Source organism: Aeromonas sp. sif0611 (assembly GCF_019218845.1).
Taxonomy (GTDB): domain Bacteria; phylum Pseudomonadota; class Gammaproteobacteria; order Enterobacterales; family Aeromonadaceae; genus Aeromonas; species Aeromonas media.
On the sequence record NZ_JAHUWU010000005.1, the window covers coordinates 166,022 to 184,531 of the forward strand.

Sequence of the window (18,510 nt, forward strand, 5' to 3'; positions counted from 1 at the left end):
TGATGTGAGTGTTCACTGATTGTGGCCGCTTGCCAGGATCTGTCGGATCGACTGGCCTGCCGCCTCGATATGTTGCTTGAGCAGGACCACCGCCTCGTGCTTGCGGCGGGCGCGGCACAGCTCCAGCAGGTGGGCGTGTTCGCGCTCGGCCTTGTCCACGCCGCCCTGGGCGAACAGCAGTTCGAAGCGCACGTAGCGATCGCAGCTCAGATTGATCTGGGCGATGAGGTCCAGTGCCTGGGGACGGTTGGCGGCCTGATAGAGGGTGGCGTGAAAACTGTGGTTCAACTCAGCCCAGTGCTCGATCTGGGTGCCGGACTCCAGTGCCAGATCAAACTGGGCCAGGATGGCTTGCGCCTTGGCGAAGGTCTCCTCCGTCATCAGGTCGACGGCGTGGAACAGGGTATCGGCTTCCAGCAGCGCCCGCAAATAAAAGAGCTCCTCGATGGCCGAGGCGTCCAGCATGGTGACCACGGCGCCGCGATGGGCCTCGAACTTCACCAGCCCCTGGGCCTCCAGCTGCATCAGCGCCTCTCGCACCGGGATGCGGCTCACCGCCAGCTCCCTGGCGATGGCGTCCTGGCGCAGGGGGGCGCCGGCGGGAAACTCCCCACGCAATATCCGGCCGCGGAGGTTCTCCATCACCATCTGGGTTCGGGTCTTGTAGGGTGGGGTCATGCTTGAGTCACGGGCAGGTTGCAAAATTGTATATTGTATAAAGTTTGGCTGAATCTAACGCGCAACCGCGTGCAAGGCAAGGCTTGGCGGGAGCCATATGCTGTGCATCGACCAAAAAAATACCGGCCAGCTAGGCTGACCGGTATGGGATTGTCACCTTGACAGGGCGCAGCTTACAGCTGCGGGCCCGCAGCAACCAGGCGTTTGCCTTCGTCGTTGTCGGTGAAGCGCTCGAAGTTCTTGATGAAGCGCTGGGCCAGATCCTGTGCCTTGGCATCCCACTCGGCCTGGTCGGCATAAGTGTCGCGCGGGTCGAGGATGGCCGGGTTCACGCCCGGCAGTTCGGTCGGCACTTCCAGGTTGAAGATCGGCAGCACCTTGGTGGGCGCCTGCTCGATGGAACCATCCAGGATGGCATCGATGATGGCGCGGGTGTCCTTGATGGAGATGCGCTTTCCGGTGCCGTTCCAACCGGTGTTGACCAGATAGGCTTCTGCCCCTGCGGCTTCCATCCGTTTCACCAGCTCCTGACCGTACTTGGTCGGGTGCAGGCTGAGGAAGGCGGCGCCAAAGCAGGAGGAGAAGGTCGGAGTCGGCTCGGTGATGCCACGCTCGGTACCGGCCAGCTTGGCGGTGAAGCCCGACAGGAAGTGGTACTTGGTTTGCTCCTTGGTCAGCTTGGCGACCGGGGGCAGCACCCCGAAAGCATCGGCGGTCAGGAAGATCACTTTGTTGGCATGACCCGCCTTGGAGACCGGCTTGACGATGTTCTCGATGTGATAGATGGGGTAGGAGACCCGGGTGTTCTCGGTCTTGGAGCCATCATCGAAGTCGATGGTGCCGTCGGCCGCGACCGTCACGTTCTCCAGCAGCGCATCGCGACGGATGGCGTTGTAGATATCCGGCTCGGCTTCCTTGGAGAGCTTGATGGTCTTGGCGTAGCAGCCCCCTTCGAAGTTGAACACGCCGTGGTCGTCCCAGCCGTGCTCGTCATCGCCGATCAGCTGGCGCTTGGGATCGGTGGAGAGGGTGGTCTTGCCGGTACCGGAGAGGCCGAAGAAGATGGCCACGTCCCCATCCTTGCCCACGTTGGCGGAGCAGTGCATGGAGGCAATGCCGCGCAGGGGCAGGAAGTAGTTCATCATGGAGAACATGCCCTTCTTCATCTCGCCACCGTACCAGGTGCCACCGATGAGCTGCATCTTCTCCGTCATGTTGAAGGCGACGAAGTTCTCGGAGTTGAGCCCCTGCTCCTGCCAGTTCGGGTTGGTGCACTTGGCGCCGTTCATCACCACGAAGTCGGGCTTGAAGGTTTTCAGCTCTTCATCGCTCGGGCGAATGAACATGTTCTTCACGAAGTGTGCCTGCCAGGCCACCTCGGTGATGATGCGCACCGCCAGGCGGGTATCCGGGTTGGCACCGCAGAAACCATCGACCACAAACAGGCGCTTGCCGGAGAGCTGTTTGGTCACCAGGGATTTCAGATGTGACCACACTTCGGGGGTGATGGCCTTGTTATCGTTCTTGCCCTGGTCAGACCACCATACGGTATCCTGGGTAGTGGCGTCTTTGACGATATATTTATCTTTTGGGGAACGGCCGGTGAAGATGCCGGTATTGACGTTGACGGCGCCGAGTTCGGTGACGACGCCACGTTCGAATCCTTCCAGGTCTGGGCGGGTCTCTTCTGCGAAAAGCTGCTCATAGGAAGGGTTGCGAACGATTTCCTGGCTGTTTTTGATACCGTATTGGTCCAGTTTCAGTTGTTGTGCCAGGGCGGGTTCTACCACGATAGTCATTATGTTCTCCTGGGTTCAGAGGTGTGTAGGGTTCTATCTGGCGTCCATACTACTACCTAGGTGGTAGTTTTTAGCGATCGCCATCAAACTTTATAAAATAGGGTATTTTTTTGTTATTTAAGTTAAAGGCGGGTTTTGCCCGCCTTTGTTTAGTGTAACTTGTTTGCATCATTACCGGGAGCCCCGCTGAACAGGGTTTCGATGTCTATCCCATCAAATTGGTAGTGGGTGCCGCAGTAATCGCAGTGCATGTCGATCTTGCCGAGCTCCTGCACCATGGCCACCGCTTCCTCCTTTTCTATCTGCAGCAGCGCCCCTTCGCAGCGAGCGCGGGAGCAGGTGCAGCGGAACTCGATCGCCTGGGGATCGAACACTCGCACCTTGTCCTGATGGTAGAGGCGGTAGAGGATCTCTTCGGCCTCCAGGCCGAACAGCTCTTCATCCTTGATGGTGCTGGTGAGCTGGATCAGGTGATCGAAGTCGGCGCCGTGATCCTCGCTCCGGGCCGGCAACTCCTGCAACAGGATGCCGGCGGCGCGGGGAGTGCCCTCGTGGTGGCCGGTACGGATCCAGAGCCGGGTAGCGAGTTGCTCGGACTGGGCGAAGTACTGCTCGAGGCAGGCCGCCAGGGTATCGGCCTCGAGGGCGATGATGCCCTGATAGCGTTCGCCCTCTTCAGGGGTGATGGTGATCACCAGCTGGCCATTGCCAATCAGGCTCTGCAGCTTGTCGTCAGTCGGCAGATCGCCTTCATGGCGGGCGACACCGCGCAATTGCTGATTGTGATCGCCGTTGATCACCGCCAGACGCACGGGCCCGTCCCCTTGCAGTTGCACCGTGATGGAGCCTTCAAACTTGAGGGTGGCGGTCAGCAGGCTGGTGGCGACCAGCAGTTCACCCAGCAGTTTCTGCACCTGTACCGGGTAGTTCTGGGCATCGACGATGTGGCGATAGGTACTATCCAGCTGGACCAGCTCCCCCCGCACTTCGTACTCTTCGAACAGATAGCGATACAGGAGATCTTGGTTACTCATCATGCTTTCCTAGGATTTTCTGGGAGAAAAGATAAATACATTGTTAAACAGTTGGTTAGGAACTAATTCCTGTGCCTGTCGTCATAAAAGAGCCACGGAGGCGAGTCAGTATTGCTTGACCTTGATCAACTGGCGCCGCTCCTGCTTGTCGGGGCGACGCTCCGGACTCGGGGCAAACTGGCTGTTGAAGCGTCTCGCCTCGCTGTTCTGGGCCCGTTTTTTCAGGCTCTCTTCGGTCTCTTCATAGAGCAACTGGGCCAGGGGGGCGGCCTTGCGCTGCTCGCTGACCTGCAGCACCCGCACTTCCCGTTCATCCTGGCCCTGCCAGAAGCGGACGAGAGCGCCGACCTCGACGGTTTTGCCCGGTTTGCTACGCTGGCCGTTATAATGCACCTTGCCACCGTCGATCTGATCCCTCGCCAGACTGCGGGTCTTGTAGAAGCGTGCCGCCCACAGCCACTTGTCGAGGCGGACCAGGGGGCTGATTTGTGCTGGATTCGACATGGATCGGCTCCGGGATGGCTGAAAGGGGAGCCTGATTATACCAGAGGCAGGCCCCGGGATAGAAACAGGGGGAACCGGGGTGTGACGGAATCTGAATTTTCACAGCATCATCCCATCCGGTCGGTTGTCTCTGGGTCCATTGCCGTACACAATAGCTAACCGATTTGGATGCCAGAATATTTTGATAAACATGACGCTACCGTTCAGGGATGACTTGTTGGGCTCCCTTCTGGCTCGCTGCAAGACAGTGCCACTCTCCCGTTTCAGCCAGCCTCTGTTCTGGCTGCTGTTGCTGTTGCTGGCCCAGCAGTGCGCCGTGCTCACCTGGCGTCTGTTCGAGCTGGCCCAGCCTTCCCGCGCCGTGCCCTGGCAGCCAGCTGTCACCTCGGGCCAGGGCGCCGGACCGTCCCGTCTCGATCTCGGCAACGTCAGCCGTCTCTCCCTGTTTGGCAAGGCGCAGCAACTGCAAGCCGACAAGGCTGCCCAAGCGGCCCTGATCGATGCCCCCAAGACCCAGCTCAACGCCCAGCTCAACGGGGTGCTGGCCAGTTCCGATCCGGCAAAATCCATCGCCATCATCGCCCACAACGGGCTGCAGAACTCCTATGGTATAGGGGATTACATCGACGGCACTCAGGCCAGGATCCGTCAGGTGTTTGCCGACAGGGTCATCATTGCCCGCGATGGTCGTGACGAGACCCTGATGCTGGATGGGGAAGAGTATGGCAAGCCGTTGCCCAAGGCGACTCGACAGGGGGCAGCGCTCTCTTCCGTTCGCAGCGAGTTGATGAGCAATCCTGGCAAGATCACCGATTATCTCAATATTTCTCCGGTCCGGGTGGATGGTCGCATGGTCGGCTATCGTCTCAACCCGGGCAGCAATCCCGAAATGTTCAATCAACTCGGGCTGGTCGCCAACGATCTGGCGGTCAGCATCAATGGCCTGGATCTGCGTGACAACGCACAGGCCATGCAGGCGATGCAGCAAGTGGCGGGCGCCACGGAAATGACCGTCACCGTCGAGCGGCAAGGACAGCTCTACGACGTTTATGTCGGCTTGTCAGAATAATGAATTGGAGTAGCACCAAGAATGACAAATAAAGGGAAGGGCTGGCGTCTGGCCACGGTGGCAGCTGCCTTGATGATGACGGGCTCTGCCTGGGCCACCGAGTATGCCGCCAGTTTCAAGAATGCCGACATTGAAGAGTTCATCAACACGGTCGGCAAGAACCTGAACAAGACCATCATCATCGAGCCCTCGGTGCGCGGCAAGATCAACGTCCGCAGTTACGACCTGCTCAATGAGGATCAGTACTACCAATTCTTCCTGAGCGTGCTCGATGTCTACGGCTTCGCCGTGGTGCCCATGAACAACGGCGTACTCAAGGTGGTGCGCTCCAAGGATGCGAAGACTTCGGCCATCCCCGTGGTGGACGACACTAACCCCGGTGTGGGGGACGAGATGGTGACCCGGGTGGTACCGGTGCGCAACGTCTCGGTACGGGAGCTTGCGCCCCTGCTGCGCCAGCTCAACGACAACGCTGGCGGTGGCAACGTGGTGCATTACGAGCCGTCCAACGTGCTGCTCATCACCGGCCGGGCGGCCGTGGTCAACCGTCTGGTGGAAGTGGTACGCCGGGTCGACAAGGCGGGCGACCAGGATATGGACGTCATCAAGCTGAAATATGCCTCGGCGGGCGAGATGGTGCGGCTGGTGACCAACCTCAACAAGGATGGCAACAACCAGGGTGCCAATGCCTCCCTGCTGCTCTCCCCCAAGGTGGTCGCCGACGAGCGCACCAACTCCGTGGTGATCAGCGGTGAGCCCAAGGCGCGGGCCCGCATCATCCAGATGGTGCGCCAGCTCGACCGGGATCTGCAGAGTCAGGGCAACACCCGGGTCTTCTACCTGAAATATGGCAAGGCCAAGGATCTGGTGGATGTGCTCAAGGGCGTCAGCTCCAGCATCGAGGCGGACAAGAAGGGGGGGGCGGCCACCGGTGGTGGTGCCAGCATCGGCGGCGGTCAGCTCGCCATCTCCGCCGACGAGACCACCAATGCCCTGGTGATCACCGCTCAGCCTGATGTCATGGCCGAGCTGGAGCAGGTCATCGCCAAGCTCGACATCCGCCGCGCCCAGGTGCTGGTGGAGGCGATCATCGTCGAGATCCAGGACGGTGACGGCCTCAACCTTGGGGTGCAGTGGGCCAACGCCAATGGCGGCGGCACCCAGTTCACCAATACCGGTCTGCCCATCGGACCCGCCATCATCGCGGGCAAGGATTACGACGACAACGGCAACACCGACGGGCTCGAAAACCTGCTCGGTGATTTCAGCGGCATGGCGGCCGGCTTCTACAAGGGGGACTGGGCCATGCTGGTGACGGCGCTCTCCACCAACACCAAGAACGACATCCTCTCGACCCCGAGCATCGTCACCATGGACAACAAGGAAGCCTCCTTCAACGTCGGCCAGGAAGTGCCGGTACAGAGCGGCTCCCAGAGTTCCACCACCAGCGATCAGGTGTTCAACACCATAGAGCGCAAGACGGTGGGCACCAAGCTGGTGGTGACGCCCCAGATCAACGAAGGGGACTCGGTGCTGCTCAACATCGAGCAGGAGGTCTCCAGTGTGGCCCAGACCCAGGCGACCGGCACCGCCAACCTCGGTCCCACCTTCGATACCCGTACCGTCAAGAATGCGGTGCTGGTGAAGAGTGGCGAAACCGTGGTGCTGGGCGGCCTGATGGACGAGCAGACCAAGGAGCAGATCTCCAAGGTGCCGCTGCTGGGGGACATCCCTGTGCTGGGCTACCTGTTCCGCTCGACCTCCAATACCACCTCCAAACGCAATCTGATGGTGTTTATCCGGCCGACCATCTTGCGCGACGCCAACGTCTATTCCGGGGTCTCCAGCAACAAATACACCTTGTTCCGTGCCGAACAGTTGAACCTGGCGGCCGAGGAGGGTTACGCCACTTCGCCAGCCCGTCAGGTGCTGCCCGCCTATGGTCAGGATGTGATGATGTCCCCCGAGGTGCAGCAGCAGATCGAGCGGATGAAGGCCCAGCAGCAGTCCACTGCCACCGGGGCCAAAACCCAGGTGCAGGGACAGCCCTTCGTGCAGAGCAAGCCCTGATGGCCGCCTACCAGCTCGATGGCAGCGAGCTGCCTGCCCCCTTGCCGGAACTGCCGTTTGCCTTCGCCCGTAACTTCGGGGTGATCCTGACCGAGCGCCAGGGTGCCCCGGTGCTGCTCTGTCGCCAGGGGGTGACGCCGCAGACCCTGCTGGAGGTGCGTCGGGTGGTGGGGTGCACCTTCGTGGTGGAGCAGCTTGGCCATGACGAGTTCGAGACGCTGCTGACGGCCCATTACCAGCGCGACTCCTCCGAGGCGCGCCAGCTGATGGAGGATCTCGGCAACGAGATGGACTTCTTCGCCCTGGCCGAAGAGTTGCCCCAGAGCGAAGATCTGCTGGATGCCGATGACGATGCCCCCATCATCCGCCTCATCAACGCCATGCTGAGCGAGGCGATCAAGGAGGAGGCGTCCGACATCCACATCGAGACCTTCGAACGGGCCCTGGTCATTCGCTTCCGCATTGATGGGGTGCTGCGGGAGATACTGCGCCCCCATCGCAAGCTCGCCTCGCTGCTGGTGTCGCGCATCAAGGTCATGTCCCGCATGGACATTGCCGAGAAGCGGGTACCCCAGGATGGTCGCATCTCATTGCGCATCGGCGGCCGCGCCGTGGACGTGCGGGTCTCCACCATGCCGTCCAGTTACGGTGAGCGGGTGGTGCTGCGTCTGCTCGACAAGAACAACGTGCGGCTCGAGCTCAAGCAGCTCGGCATGACGCTGGCCAACCGCAACATCATCAGCGAGCTCATCCGCAAGCCCCACGGCATCATCCTGGTGACGGGCCCGACCGGCTCGGGCAAGTCCACCACCCTCTATGCAGCGCTCTCCGAGATCAACTCGCGGGATCGCAACATCCTGACCGTCGAAGACCCCATCGAATATGACCTGGAAGGGGTGGGTCAGACCCAGGTCAACACCAAGGTGGACATGACCTTCGCCCGGGGGCTGCGCGCCATCCTGCGTCAGGATCCTGATGTGGTGATGGTGGGGGAAATTCGCGACCTCGAAACCGCCCAGATCGCGGTGCAGGCGTCGCTGACCGGTCACCTGGTGATGTCGACCCTGCATACCAACACCGCCATCGGTGCCATCACCCGGATGCGGGACATGGGGATCGAGTCCTTCCTGCTCTCATCCTCCTTGCTGGCGGTGCTGGCCCAACGACTGGTGCGCACCCTCTGCCCGGATTGCCGCGCCCCGCACCCCATCACCGAGCAGGAGCGGATCGCCATGGGCATCGAACTGGCGCCGGATCAGCAGATGTGGCGCTCGGTGGGCTGTGAGCAGTGCAACCACACCGGCTACCGTGGCCGGACCGGCATCCACGAGCTGGTGGTGATCGACGAGGCGGTGCGCGAGGCGATCCACAGTGCCAGCGGCGAACTCGCCATCGAGCGCCTGATCCGGGGCCATACCCCGAGCATCCGTCGTGACGGCATCGACAAGGTGCTCCAGGGGCAGACCAGCCTCGAAGAGGTGCTGCGCGTGACCCGGGAAGACTAAGATGGCTGCGTTCGAATACAAGGCGCTCGACGGCAAGGGGCGCAACAAGAGCGGCGTGCTGGAGGGGGATTCTGCCCGTCAGGTGCGTCAGCTGCTGCGCGAGCAGGGGTTGACCCCCCTCGAGGTGAACGAGACCACCGAAAAGGCGAAGCGCGAGGCCAATCGCTTCGTGCTGTTTCGCCGTGGCGCCTCCACCTCGGAACTGGCCCTTATCACCCGCCAGCTGGCGACCTTGGTGGGCGCTGGGCTGACCATCGAAGAGGCCCTCAAGGCGGTGGCCGAACAGTGCGAGAAGGCCCACCTGCGCAGCCTGGTGGCCACGGTCCGCAGCAAGGTGGTGGAGGGCTATTCCCTCGCCGATTCACTCGGCGCCTTCCCCCATGTGTTCGATCAGCTGTTTCGCTCCATGGTGGCGGCCGGTGAGAAGTCCGGTCACCTGGAGAAGGTGCTCAACCGCCTCGCCGATTACACCGAGCAGCGCCAGCACATGCGTACCAAGCTGCTGCAGGCGATGATCTATCCCATCGTCCTCACCCTGGTGGCCGTGGGCGTCATCTCGATACTGCTCACCGCCGTGGTGCCCAAGGTGGTGGCCCAGTTCGAGCATATGGGCCAGCAACTGCCGGCCACTACCCGTTTCCTCATCGGCACCAGCGAGCTGCTGCAGCACTATGGCCTCTGGTTCCTGCTGTTGTTGTTCATTGGCGGCTTTGTCTGGCGCTGGTGGCTGACGGACGCCGGGCGTCGTCGCCACTGGCATCAGGTGGTGCTGCGCCTGCCGGTCATCGGCCGGGTCAGCCGGGGGCTCAACACTGCCCGTTTCGCCCGTACCCTCAGCATCCTCAACGCCAGTGCCGTGCCGCTGCTGGAGGGGATGAAGATCTCGGGGGAGGTACTCTCCAACGACTTTGCCCGCCACCGCATCGGCGAGGCGACCGAGCGGGTGCGCGAGGGGACCAGCCTGCGCAAGGCGCTGGATGAGACCAAGATTTTTCCGCCCATGATGCTGCACATGATCGCCTCCGGCGAGCAGAGCGGCGAGCTCGACAGCATGCTGGAACGGGCGGCGGACAACCAGGACAGGGAGTTCGAAACCCAGGTGAACATCGCCCTCGGGGTGTTCGAGCCCATGCTGGTGGTCTCCATGGCAGGGGTGGTGCTCTTTATCGTGATGTCGATCCTGCAGCCGATCCTGGAGCTCAACAACATGGTCAATCTATGATGCAGGCCTCCAGGCGCCCTGCTCCGGTCGATCCTGCGGTCCACTCACTCAAACTCAATCACATGGTGAATTTGTGAGGTCAGGCGTTCGAATAGGCTTCGTTATTTGATCTCACAAATCCAATCGAACTCGTGGGTTCTATTGGCCGACAGGCATAATCGAACGGTCGTGGTTCAACAATATGATCATTTTCTGATGACACACGTCATCTCATTCGTTAGGGAGTCATAGCAATGCACAAGCGTCGTCAAGCCGGTTTTACTCTGCTGGAAGTCATGGTGGTCATCGTGATCCTGGGGATCCTGGCCAGCCTGGTGGTGCCCAATCTGATGGGCAACAAGGAGAAGGCAGATCAGCAGAAAGCGGTCTCCGACATAGTGGCGCTGGAAAATGCCCTCGACATGTACAAGCTGGACAACAACCGCTATCCGACCACGGAGCAGGGGCTGGATGCCCTGGTCAACAAGCCGACCGCGTCCCCCGAGCCACGCAGCTACCGGGAAGGGGGCTACATCAAGCGCCTGCCGCAGGATCCCTGGGGCAACCCGTACCAGCTGCTCAGCCCGGGTCAGTTCGGCAAGCTCGACATCTTCAGCATGGGGCTGGACGGGGAAGCCGGGACCGATGACGACATCGGCAACTGGAACCTGAAGGATTTCCAATAAGTGATGGGTTGCGCCGCCATGCTGATGGGGCTGGTCTTGTGAAACCTTATCGTCAGGCGGGTTTCACCCTGCTGGAGGTGTTGCTGGTCGCCATGTTGATGGGGCTGGTGGCTACCGCGGTCACCCTCAGCATGGGGGGCGCCCGGGGGGATCGGGAGCTGGACAAGCAGGCGCGCCGCTTCATGGCAACCTTGCAGCAGGCGCAGGAGTATTCGGTGATGGATGGCCGGCTGCTGGGCCTGCGAGTCGAGGAGCGCGGCTGGCAGTTTATGTCCCGCAACCCCAAGGATCGCAAGTGGCAGGCGTTGACCGGCGACAAGATCCTGGGGCAGGTGCAGCTGCCGGAGGAGATGACCCTGACCGTCGAACTGGAGGGCTTCAGCTGGCGTACCGACTCGGACGAGAAGAACGAACAGGGCCGCGACGAGAAGGAGCGCACGCCCCAGATCTTCGTCTTCCCGGGGGGCGAACTCACCCCCTTCATGCTGACCCTGAGTCAGCAGGTGGATGACGAGAAGTACCTGCGCACCGTCAAGGGGGATGAGTTTGGTCGCCTCTCCCTGCTAGAAGACGAAGAGGAAGAAGAGTGAGAACCCCCTCTATCAAGGCGCGCGGCATGACGCTGCTGGAGGTCATGGTGGCGCTGGCGGTGTTTGCCATCGCCGGCCTGGCCGTGATGAAGACCGCCAGCGAACACCTCTCCGGCCTCAACTACCTGGAAGAGAAGACGCTGGCGACCTGGGTGGTGGAAAACCAGCTGGTGCAGCAGAAGCTCGAGGCCAAGTGGCCGGGTGACAGCTGGGTGGAAGGGAACGAGGAGCTGGCCGGCCAGACCTGGTACTGGCGCTATCGCGGCGTCGCCACCAGCGACAACAACTTCAAGGCTCTGGACATGGAAGTGCGTACCGCGCCCAAGGCCGAGAGCCCGGTGGCCATGATCCGGACCTATATCAGCCGATGAACAAGCGCCGTTGTGTGTCCATGATCCGGAGCCGGTGTCAGCCGATGAACAAGCGCCGTGTTATCCCCATGATTCGGAGCCGGTGCCAGCGGACGAGTGTCTGCCCGATGCCGAGGCGCCGTCAGAGCGGCTTTACCCTGCTGGAGATGCTGGTGGCCATCGCCATCTTCGCCAGCCTCAGCATGGGGGCCTATCAGGTGCTGCAGGGGGTGCTCACCAGCGACGAGGTGGCCAAGCGCAAGGAGGTCCGTCTCTCCGAACTGCAGCTCGCCTTCAGCCTGCTGGAGCGAGACGTCACCCAGATGGTGCCGCGCAGCGGCCGCATCGATGGTGAGAACAACAAGGTGCTGCTGGCGGCCTCCCGCTTCGGCCAGCAGAGCGATGACTGGGGGATGGCTTTCATCCGCGGTGGCTGGCTAAATCCGGACGGCATGCTGCCGCGCTCCGGCTTGCAGCGGGTGGGTTGGCGACTCAAGGAGCAGACTCTGGAACGGCTCAGCTACCTCTATCCGGATCCCGCGATCGGCACCGAGCCGCGCATTCAGCCGGTGTTGACCGGGGTGACGGCCCTGCGACTCTATTTCTACGACAAGGGGATGTGGAAGGAGGAGTGGACCCAGCGCGACCTGTTGCCTCATGGGCTGGCGGTGGAGCTGGATCTGGAGGATTACGGCACCATACGTCGTCAGTTCCTCATCGGGGCCGGCGGCCAGAGGACTGAAAATGGTAATTGATCGTCGTTGTTCCCTGACCGTCATGGAGGATTACGGCACCCTTCGCCGTCGTCAGTTCCTCATCGGGGCCGGCGGCCAGAGGGCTGAAAATGGTAATTGATCGTCGTTTTTCCCCGACCGTCATGGAGGATTACGGCACACTTCGCCGTCGTCAGTTCCTCATCGGGGCCAGCGGCCAGAGGGCTGAAAATGGTAATTGATCGTCATTTTTCCCCAACCGTCATGGAAGATAACGGCACCCTTCATCGTCGTCAGTTCCTTATCGGGGCCGGCGGCCAGCGAGCGGACAATGGCAGTTAAGCGCAGCCGGGGCCCATCCCGTACCACACCGGGCCGGCAAGGGGGCATGGCCCTGCTGGTGGTACTGCTCATCCTGTCGGTGATGGTGATCATCGCCAGCAACATGAGCGGCCGGTTGCAACTGGAGTTGCGCCGGACCAGCAACCTCACCGCCGGCAAGCAGGCCTGGTGGTATGCCATGTCGGCGGAGGCGCTGGTGATCAAGGTGCTCAACCAGGATTTCAAAGATGACCCCGATGTGGTCAATCTGGGTCAGAACTGGGCGCGCCAGGATGCTGTCTTCCCGGTGGATGACGGTACTCTGTCCGGACGGGTGCGGGATCTGCAATCCTGTTTCAACCTCAACAGCCTGAGCCTGGCCCTGAAAGAGGGGGAGAGCGGCGATGATCTCGAGGCGCAGCCCTATCAGTTCAAGGCGTTCCGGGCGCTGCTCGAGGCGCTGGAGGTGGATGAGTACGAGGCGGTGCAGCTCACCGACGCCATCCGCGACTGGACCGACAAGGATACCCAGCTGGTGTCGAGCAACGGGGCCGAGGATGCCTATTACGAGGGGCTCAATCCCCCCTATCTGGTGGCGAATCAGTGGCTGCTGGGAACGGACGAATTGCGGGCCGTGCGCGGGGTGAGCAGCGAGCTCTACGCCCGGCTCGCCCCCTATGTGTGCACCCTGCCCAGCGACAAGCTGGTGGTGAACATCAACACCATCAAGCCGGAGCAGGCGGCCCTGCTGGTGGGGCTTTACCAGGGCAAGATCGGGCTGGACGACGCCAAGCAGGTGCTGACCAGTCGCCCCAAGAAGGGGTGGAAGGAGAAGAAGGAGATGACGGACGAGCTGCCGGTGCAGCCGGGCGCCATCACGGGGCTGGATGCTGCACTGGACATCAAGAGCAACTTCTTCGAGGCCCGTCTGCTGGCCGAGGTGGGTGATGTGCGGGCCCGGCTGGAGACTGTCTTCCAGCGTGGCAAGGACAACAAGCTGGTGATGCTGCGTCGTCTGAACGATGGCGCAGAATAACAGGGAGAAGGCTGGCCTCTGGCCTGTCTGTCCCGCCCCTTATCTGGACTGCAGCCGATGGCTGCGGCTCGCCCATCGACAAGGATGCTGGCGGGCATGGCAGGAGAATCATTTGTGAGCGAGAGTCTGGTCATCCGTCTGGGGACCAATGCGCAGCAGCCGGTGCATTGGCTGGTGTGGTCGACGCAGGAGCAGGAGATCATCGCCTCCGGAATCCTGGCCTCGGCCCATGCCCTGGGTGAGCTGCAGGAGCGTGCCGGCGGCCGCCCCGTGGTGACCCTGGTGCCTGGCAGCGATCTTATCTTCCGGCGGGTCAGCCTGCCGGGCAAGTACAGTCGTCAGGCCGCGGCGGCGCTGCCCTATCTGCTCGAGGAGCAGATCGCCTCCGATGTGGATGAACTGCATCTGGTGGTGCTGGCTCATCAGGGGAACGACGTGGATCTGATGGCGGTGGACAAGGCGAAGATGCAGGAGTGGCTGGCGTGGCTGCAGCAGGCGGGTCTAAAGACCCTGCAACTGCTGCCGGATGTGCTGGCCCTGCCACCCGCCACCGAGGGATGGTCTGCCCTGCAGCTTGGCGCAGAGTGGTTGATCCGTCAGGGCCCAGTCCAGGGGATAGTCGCCGACGAGCCGCTGCTGGCCATGTTGCTGGCAGCCCAGCCCGAGCCGGTGACCCTGTATAGCCACACCCCCATTCCGGCCATGGCGGCCGGCAACTGGCGGGGGGCTGATCCCGAGCTGCCCATGCTGCTGCTGGCGAAAGGGGCGCTCGCTTGCCAGGCCAACCTGTTGCAGGGGCCCTATCGACCGCAGACCGAATACGGCCGTTATTGGCTGCAGTGGCGCAAGGTGGCGGTGGTGGCGGGGATCCTGCTGCTGGTGGCGCTGGCCCAGCGCGGGGTGCATCTTCATCAGCTGGCGGAGCAGGACAAGGCCCTCAAGGCGGAGATCCGGCAGGTCTATACCCGGATCTTCCCGGGGGAGACCCGGATCGTCAACGTCCGCAGCCAGATGGCCCAGCACCTCAAGTCCCTGGGGCAGACCCCGCAGGATGGGATCCTGCTGCTGCTGACCGAGTTGGCGCCGGTGTTTGCCGAGGTACCCGGCCTCAAACCCGAGGTGCTGCGTTTCGATGCGGGCAGGGGTGAGCTCAGGTTGCAGGTCACGGCCCCGGGTTTCACCGAGATCGAGCGCTTCCGTGAGCTGGCGGGCAAGCGCTTTGAGGTGCAGCAGGGTGAGGTGCGAAGCACCGAGGGCAAGGTGGAAGGCGCGCTGGTGCTGAAGGGGAAATCATCATGATGGACAAACTGCAAATCTGGTGGCATGGCATCAGCCCCCGCGAACAGCGGCTGGTGGCAGTGGGCGGCGGCATACTGCTGCTCGGGCTTTGCTACTGGGTCATCTGGCAACCTGTCGCCAATCGTATCGACGAGCGGGAGAGGCAGGTGGCCAATCAGCAGCAGACGCTCGCCTGGTTGAAAGAGAAGGGGCAGGAGGTGCTGGCGATGCAGGGGGGTCAAGGCCGCCAGGTAGACACCAGCGGCACCCTGGACGGGGTGGTGAACCGCACCGCCTTCAACCAGAAGATCAAGATAGCCCGGCTGCAACCCCAGGGACAGGAGCTGCAAGTGTGGATAGACACGGTACCGTTCGATGATCTGCTGCTCTGGCTCGCGACCCTCTCCGATCAATACGGGGTCCAGGTGCAGATCATCGAGGTGGCCCGTGAGGGGTTGGCACCTGGCCTGGTCAAGGTCAGACGTTTGCAGTTGAGCCGCCCCCAATGACACCAAGCGTTCAATTCGCCGTCCGGTTTCCGGCATCGTATTACGTTATGGCATCGGGCCTCGCCTGGGCCTGATCCTTGCAGTCGAGTCGTATTCTATGAAGCAAAAAGTACTGATTGCCGTCCTGTTTCTGACGGTCTATCTGATGTTCCTGCTGGCCAGGTTGCCCGCCACTCTGGTGGTGCGCCATCTGCCGTTGCCCCCCAACCTGGTGCAGCTGGAAGGGGTGAGCGGTACTCTCTGGAGCGGCCAGATTGCCCGGCTGCAATATGCCAGCGAGTCCCTGACCCAACTGCGCTGGGAGCTCGATGGCTGGTCGCTGTTGCGCCTGGCTCCCGAGGTGTCGCTGCGTTTCGGCGAGCGCGCTGGCCTCAATGGCCAGGGGGTGATCGGCTGGAATGGCGCGGCCTTCGGCCGTGACATCATCCTCAACGCACCTGCCCCCTGGGTGTTGGCGCGGGTGCCCATGGGCTTGCCCTTCCCCCTGACGGCGGCGGGTCAGCTGCAACTCAAGGTCGATCAGTTCGCCCAAGGCAATCCCTGGTGTGAGGAGCTCTACGGCAATCTCAACTGGTATGACGCGCAGGCCGACACCCCGGCGGGCAAGCTTTCACTGGGGGATCCCGAGGTCAAGCTGACCTGCCTCGACTCCCGCCTGGTGGCCGAGATCAAGCAGGGTTCGGAGGCGGTGCAAGTGCTCGGCAAGCTGGAGCTGCAGGCCAATCGCCAGTACCTGTTCCAGGGCACCCTCAAGCCGGGCCCGGCACTGCCGGAACAGATGAAACAGGGGTTGCCCTTCCTCGGTCAACCCGATGGTCAGGGGCGCTTCCCGCTGCGCTATCAGGGCCGCATCTGATGACATGGCCCTTGACAGACAACACCCCGCTCCGGCGGGGTGTTGTCGTTATGGGGCGGGTTCATCTGGTGGGAGGGGGCTCAAGGGCGTGGTGATGAGGTGATTCAGGAAGAAGCTGAACAGCTCGGCGCGTGAGCCGAGCCGCAGCTTGCCGTAGAGGTGCTTGCGGTGATTCTTCACGGTGCCGCAGCCGATGCCGAGTTCGGCGGCGATCCCCTCGGTGTCCAGCCCCTGCAGTAGCAGACTCGCCACCTGCCGCTCCCGGTGGGTGAGGCTCTCACCCCCCACGCTGGCGATGGCCTGCTCCACCGTCGTCTTCAGATCTGCACCATCTGGCCGGGCCGGGTTCTGGGCCAGCAGTGGTACCGCCTCCCGCCACTGCTGGCGACACAGGGAATGCACCAGAGGGAACAAGGCCTCTAGCCTGGCCCGCTCGTCCGGGCGCAGGGCTTGGCGCTTGTCGAGACGACCCAGAAACAGCATCAGGGTGAACCCGTCACGCACCGGCAGGATCAGCCCCACCTCCTCCTGCCAGCCGGTGGCCTGATAGAAGTGGTGGCGGTATTCGGGATCCAGCCGCCCCTTAGACACCTGCGCCAGGGTCCAGACCCCGGCGGGGAGGCCGTCCTGAAGCGCCTGCATAAAGGGATCCTGGCTGAAGTGGCTGGTGAGATAGCGATCAAACAGCAGGGCCCGCTGGTGGCTCAGGTTGTCATGGAGGTAGATCGGGCGCTGCCCCACCCCGAGCAGCAGGGCGCAGTCGAACGCCACCTGCTGCTGGATGAGGCGCATCAGGGCCGCCGCAAAGGCCGGGCTGTGCAGGACATCGACGACGGCGGTCAGGCTCTGGGTCAGCGAGTCTGTGGCGAGGGGCTGGCTCATGGCGACGGGCTCCGGATGGCGGGGGACAAGCTCCCCGATATGGGCGGGATGCTAGCACGAGAGTGGCAAAACTGTCCCCTAGGGGACATATCCGCCCCGAGCCATAGGGGCGAGTATGGCGACTTTCCCCTGCTGTTGGAGACCCCATGATCGACCCCCATTTGCTCACCGATCTTACCGAGCGCGGCCTGGTGGCCCAGATGTCCGACCCGGCGGCCCTGGCTTCCCACCTCGCCCAGGCGCGCATCCTCTACTGCGGCTTCGATCCCACTGCCAGCAGCCTGCACATAGGTCATCTGGTGCCGCTCTTGATGCTGCGCCGCTTCCAGCTGGCGGGTCACACCCCAGTGGCCCTGGTGGGGGGCGCCACCGGCCTCATCGGCGATCCCAGCTTCAAGGCGACCGAGCGCAGCCTCAACAGCAGCGAAACCGTGCAGGGCTGGGTGGTCAGCCTGTCCGCCCAGATCCGGGCGCTGCTGCCCGCGAGCGAGGGGCTGGCGGCCCCTGTGCTGGTCAACAACGCCGACTGGATGGGGCAGATGTCCGCCCTCGATTTTCTGCGGGACATCGGCAAGCACTTCTCGGTCAACGCCATGCTGGCGCGGGAATCGGTGCGCCAGCGGCTGGCCCGCCCGGATCAAGGGATCTCTTTTACCGAGTTCTCCTACGCCCTGCTGCAATCCCAGGACTTCGCCGTGCTCAACCAGCGTCTCGGCTGCACCCTGCAGATCGGCGGCAACGATCAATGGGGCAACATCACCAGCGGCATGGATCTCACGCGCCGGCTGCATCAGGCCCAGGTTTATGGCATGACGCTGCCCCTCATCACCAAGGCGGACGGCACCAAGTTCGGAAAGACGGAAGGGGGCGCCATCTGGCTGGATCCGGCGCTCACCTCGCCCTATGCCTTCCATCAGTTCTGGCTCGGCACCGCGGACGAGGATGTCTACCGCTTCCTGCGCTACTACAGCTTTATGCCGCTGGCGGCCATCAGGGAGCTGGAAGTCGAAGATGCGGGTCGGCAGGGACGCAAGCAGGCCCAGCAGGTGCTGGCGGACGAGCTGACCGAACTGGTGCACGGCAAGGGGGCACTGGCGGCGGCGCGGCGCATCGGCGAGCTGTTGTTCAGCGGCGACGTGGCCAGCCTCGGCGAAAGCGATCTCGCCCAGCTGGCGCAGGATGGTATGCCGAGTTGCCATATCGAGGGGGAAACGGATCTGGTGACCCTGCTGGTGGAGAGCGGCCTGGCGAGTTCGAAGCGGGTTGCCCGGGAGTTGCTGGCGGCGGGCGCCATCAGCCTCAACGGCGCCATAAGACAGGATGAACGGCTAAGTGCAGTGGATCGGCTGTTTGGCCGCTACCTGCTGCTGCGCCGGGGCAAGAAGCAGTACCGGCTGGTGGAGTGGGCGGGCTAGCGCGCCCGACATCA

The 18,510-nt window shown here is 62.6% G+C and carries 18 protein-coding genes and 1 pseudogene; 14 read left to right on the forward strand and 5 right to left on the reverse strand.

From position 1 onward, the window contains the following. Positions 1 to 12: 12 nt before the first annotated feature. From KW824_RS13800 to hslR, 4 genes are all read right to left on the reverse strand, one after another. Entirely contained in the window at positions 13 to 678 is a 666-nt protein-coding gene (locus KW824_RS13800; RefSeq protein WP_218410078.1) for a GntR family transcriptional regulator, read from the reverse strand. Positions 679 to 851: 173 nt separating this feature from the next. Next, entirely contained in the window at positions 852 to 2,477 is a 1,626-nt protein-coding gene (pckA, locus tag KW824_RS13805) for a phosphoenolpyruvate carboxykinase (ATP) (protein ID WP_005327486.1), read from the reverse strand. Positions 2,478 to 2,626: 149 nt separating this feature from the next. Then, positions 2,627 to 3,511, reverse strand: a complete 885-nt coding sequence (gene hslO / locus KW824_RS13810; protein WP_041204975.1) for an Hsp33 family molecular chaperone HslO — start codon at positions 3,509 to 3,511, stop codon at positions 2,627 to 2,629. A gap of 105 nt (positions 3,512 to 3,616) precedes the next feature. Continuing rightward, positions 3,617 to 4,015: a ribosome-associated heat shock protein Hsp15 gene (hslR, locus tag KW824_RS13815; protein WP_043128526.1), complete on the reverse strand. Its 399-nt coding sequence runs from the start codon at positions 4,013 to 4,015 to the stop codon at positions 3,617 to 3,619. Positions 4,016 to 4,232: 217 nt separating this feature from the next. On the opposite strand from hslR, the gene exeC reads away from it, so the two are divergent. From exeC to exeN, 13 genes and pseudogenes are all read left to right on the forward strand, one after another. Further along, complete coding sequence (gene exeC / locus KW824_RS13820; RefSeq protein ID WP_041204977.1) at positions 4,233 to 5,084, forward strand: GspC family type II secretion system variant ExeC; 852 nt, start codon at positions 4,233 to 4,235, stop codon at positions 5,082 to 5,084. 21 nt (positions 5,085 to 5,105) lie between these two features. Next, positions 5,106 to 7,154 (forward strand): GspD family T2SS secretin variant ExeD, encoded by a 2,049-nt coding sequence (gene exeD / locus KW824_RS13825; RefSeq protein WP_041204980.1) that lies wholly within the window; start codon positions 5,106 to 5,108, stop codon positions 7,152 to 7,154. Then, positions 7,154 to 8,659 (forward strand): GspE family T2SS ATPase variant ExeE, encoded by a 1,506-nt coding sequence (gene exeE, locus KW824_RS13830; protein WP_005327470.1) that lies wholly within the window; start codon positions 7,154 to 7,156, stop codon positions 8,657 to 8,659. The genes exeD and exeE overlap by 1 nt, the downstream gene beginning before the upstream one ends. Position 8,660: 1 nt before the next feature. After that, the gene (exeF, locus tag KW824_RS13835; protein WP_043128518.1) at positions 8,661 to 9,881 is read left to right on the forward strand and encodes a GspF family T2SS innner membrane protein variant ExeF; all 1,221 of its coding nucleotides are present in this window, start codon (positions 8,661 to 8,663) and stop codon (positions 9,879 to 9,881) included. 233 nt (positions 9,882 to 10,114) lie between these two features. Continuing rightward, entirely contained in the window at positions 10,115 to 10,546 is a 432-nt protein-coding gene (exeG, locus tag KW824_RS13840) for a GspG family T2SS major pseudopilin variant ExeG (RefSeq protein ID WP_005327466.1), read from the forward strand. Between the two features lie 38 nt (positions 10,547 to 10,584). Continuing rightward, the gene (gene exeH, locus KW824_RS13845; protein WP_218410079.1) at positions 10,585 to 11,136 is read left to right on the forward strand and encodes a GspH family T2SS minor pseudopilin variant ExeH; all 552 of its coding nucleotides are present in this window, start codon (positions 10,585 to 10,587) and stop codon (positions 11,134 to 11,136) included. 11 nt (positions 11,137 to 11,147) lie between these two features. Then, complete coding sequence (gene exeI, locus KW824_RS13850) at positions 11,148 to 11,507, forward strand: GspI family T2SS minor pseudopilin variant ExeI (RefSeq protein ID WP_043128621.1); 360 nt, start codon at positions 11,148 to 11,150, stop codon at positions 11,505 to 11,507. A gap of 107 nt (positions 11,508 to 11,614) precedes the next feature. Continuing rightward, entirely contained in the window at positions 11,615 to 12,241 is a 627-nt protein-coding gene (gene exeJ, locus KW824_RS13855) for a GspJ family T2SS minor pseudopilin variant ExeJ (protein ID WP_218410080.1), read from the forward strand. 125 nt (positions 12,242 to 12,366) lie between these two features. Continuing rightward, positions 12,367 to 12,441 (forward strand): annotated as a pseudogene (locus tag KW824_RS13860) (type II secretion system protein GspJ); the annotation flags it as partial. A gap of 89 nt (positions 12,442 to 12,530) precedes the next feature. Then, the gene (gene exeK, locus KW824_RS13865; RefSeq protein ID WP_171273195.1) at positions 12,531 to 13,556 is read left to right on the forward strand and encodes a GspK family T2SS minor pseudopilin variant ExeK; all 1,026 of its coding nucleotides are present in this window, start codon (positions 12,531 to 12,533) and stop codon (positions 13,554 to 13,556) included. Positions 13,557 to 13,670: 114 nt separating this feature from the next. Further along, a complete protein-coding gene (gene exeL, locus KW824_RS13870; RefSeq protein WP_218410081.1) occupies positions 13,671 to 14,855 on the forward strand; it encodes a GspL family type II secretion system protein ExeL in 1,185 nt (394 codons plus the stop codon). Continuing rightward, entirely contained in the window at positions 14,852 to 15,343 is a 492-nt protein-coding gene (exeM, locus tag KW824_RS13875; protein WP_218410082.1) for a GspM family type II secretion system protein ExeM, read from the forward strand. The genes exeL and exeM overlap by 4 nt, the downstream gene beginning before the upstream one ends. A gap of 97 nt (positions 15,344 to 15,440) precedes the next feature. Then, positions 15,441 to 16,199, forward strand: a complete 759-nt coding sequence (gene exeN / locus KW824_RS13880; protein ID WP_218410083.1) for a GspN family type II secretion system protein ExeN — start codon at positions 15,441 to 15,443, stop codon at positions 16,197 to 16,199. 48 nt (positions 16,200 to 16,247) lie between these two features. Here the strand turns inward: exeN and KW824_RS13885 are convergent, their stop codons facing one another. After that, the gene (locus tag KW824_RS13885) at positions 16,248 to 17,081 is read right to left on the reverse strand and encodes a helix-turn-helix transcriptional regulator (protein WP_218410084.1); all 834 of its coding nucleotides are present in this window, start codon (positions 17,079 to 17,081) and stop codon (positions 16,248 to 16,250) included. 146 nt (positions 17,082 to 17,227) lie between these two features. On the opposite strand from KW824_RS13885, the gene tyrS reads away from it, so the two are divergent. Then, positions 17,228 to 18,496 (forward strand): tyrosine--tRNA ligase, encoded by a 1,269-nt coding sequence (gene tyrS / locus KW824_RS13890; RefSeq protein ID WP_218410085.1) that lies wholly within the window; start codon positions 17,228 to 17,230, stop codon positions 18,494 to 18,496. The last annotated feature ends 14 nt before the right edge of the window (positions 18,497 to 18,510 follow it).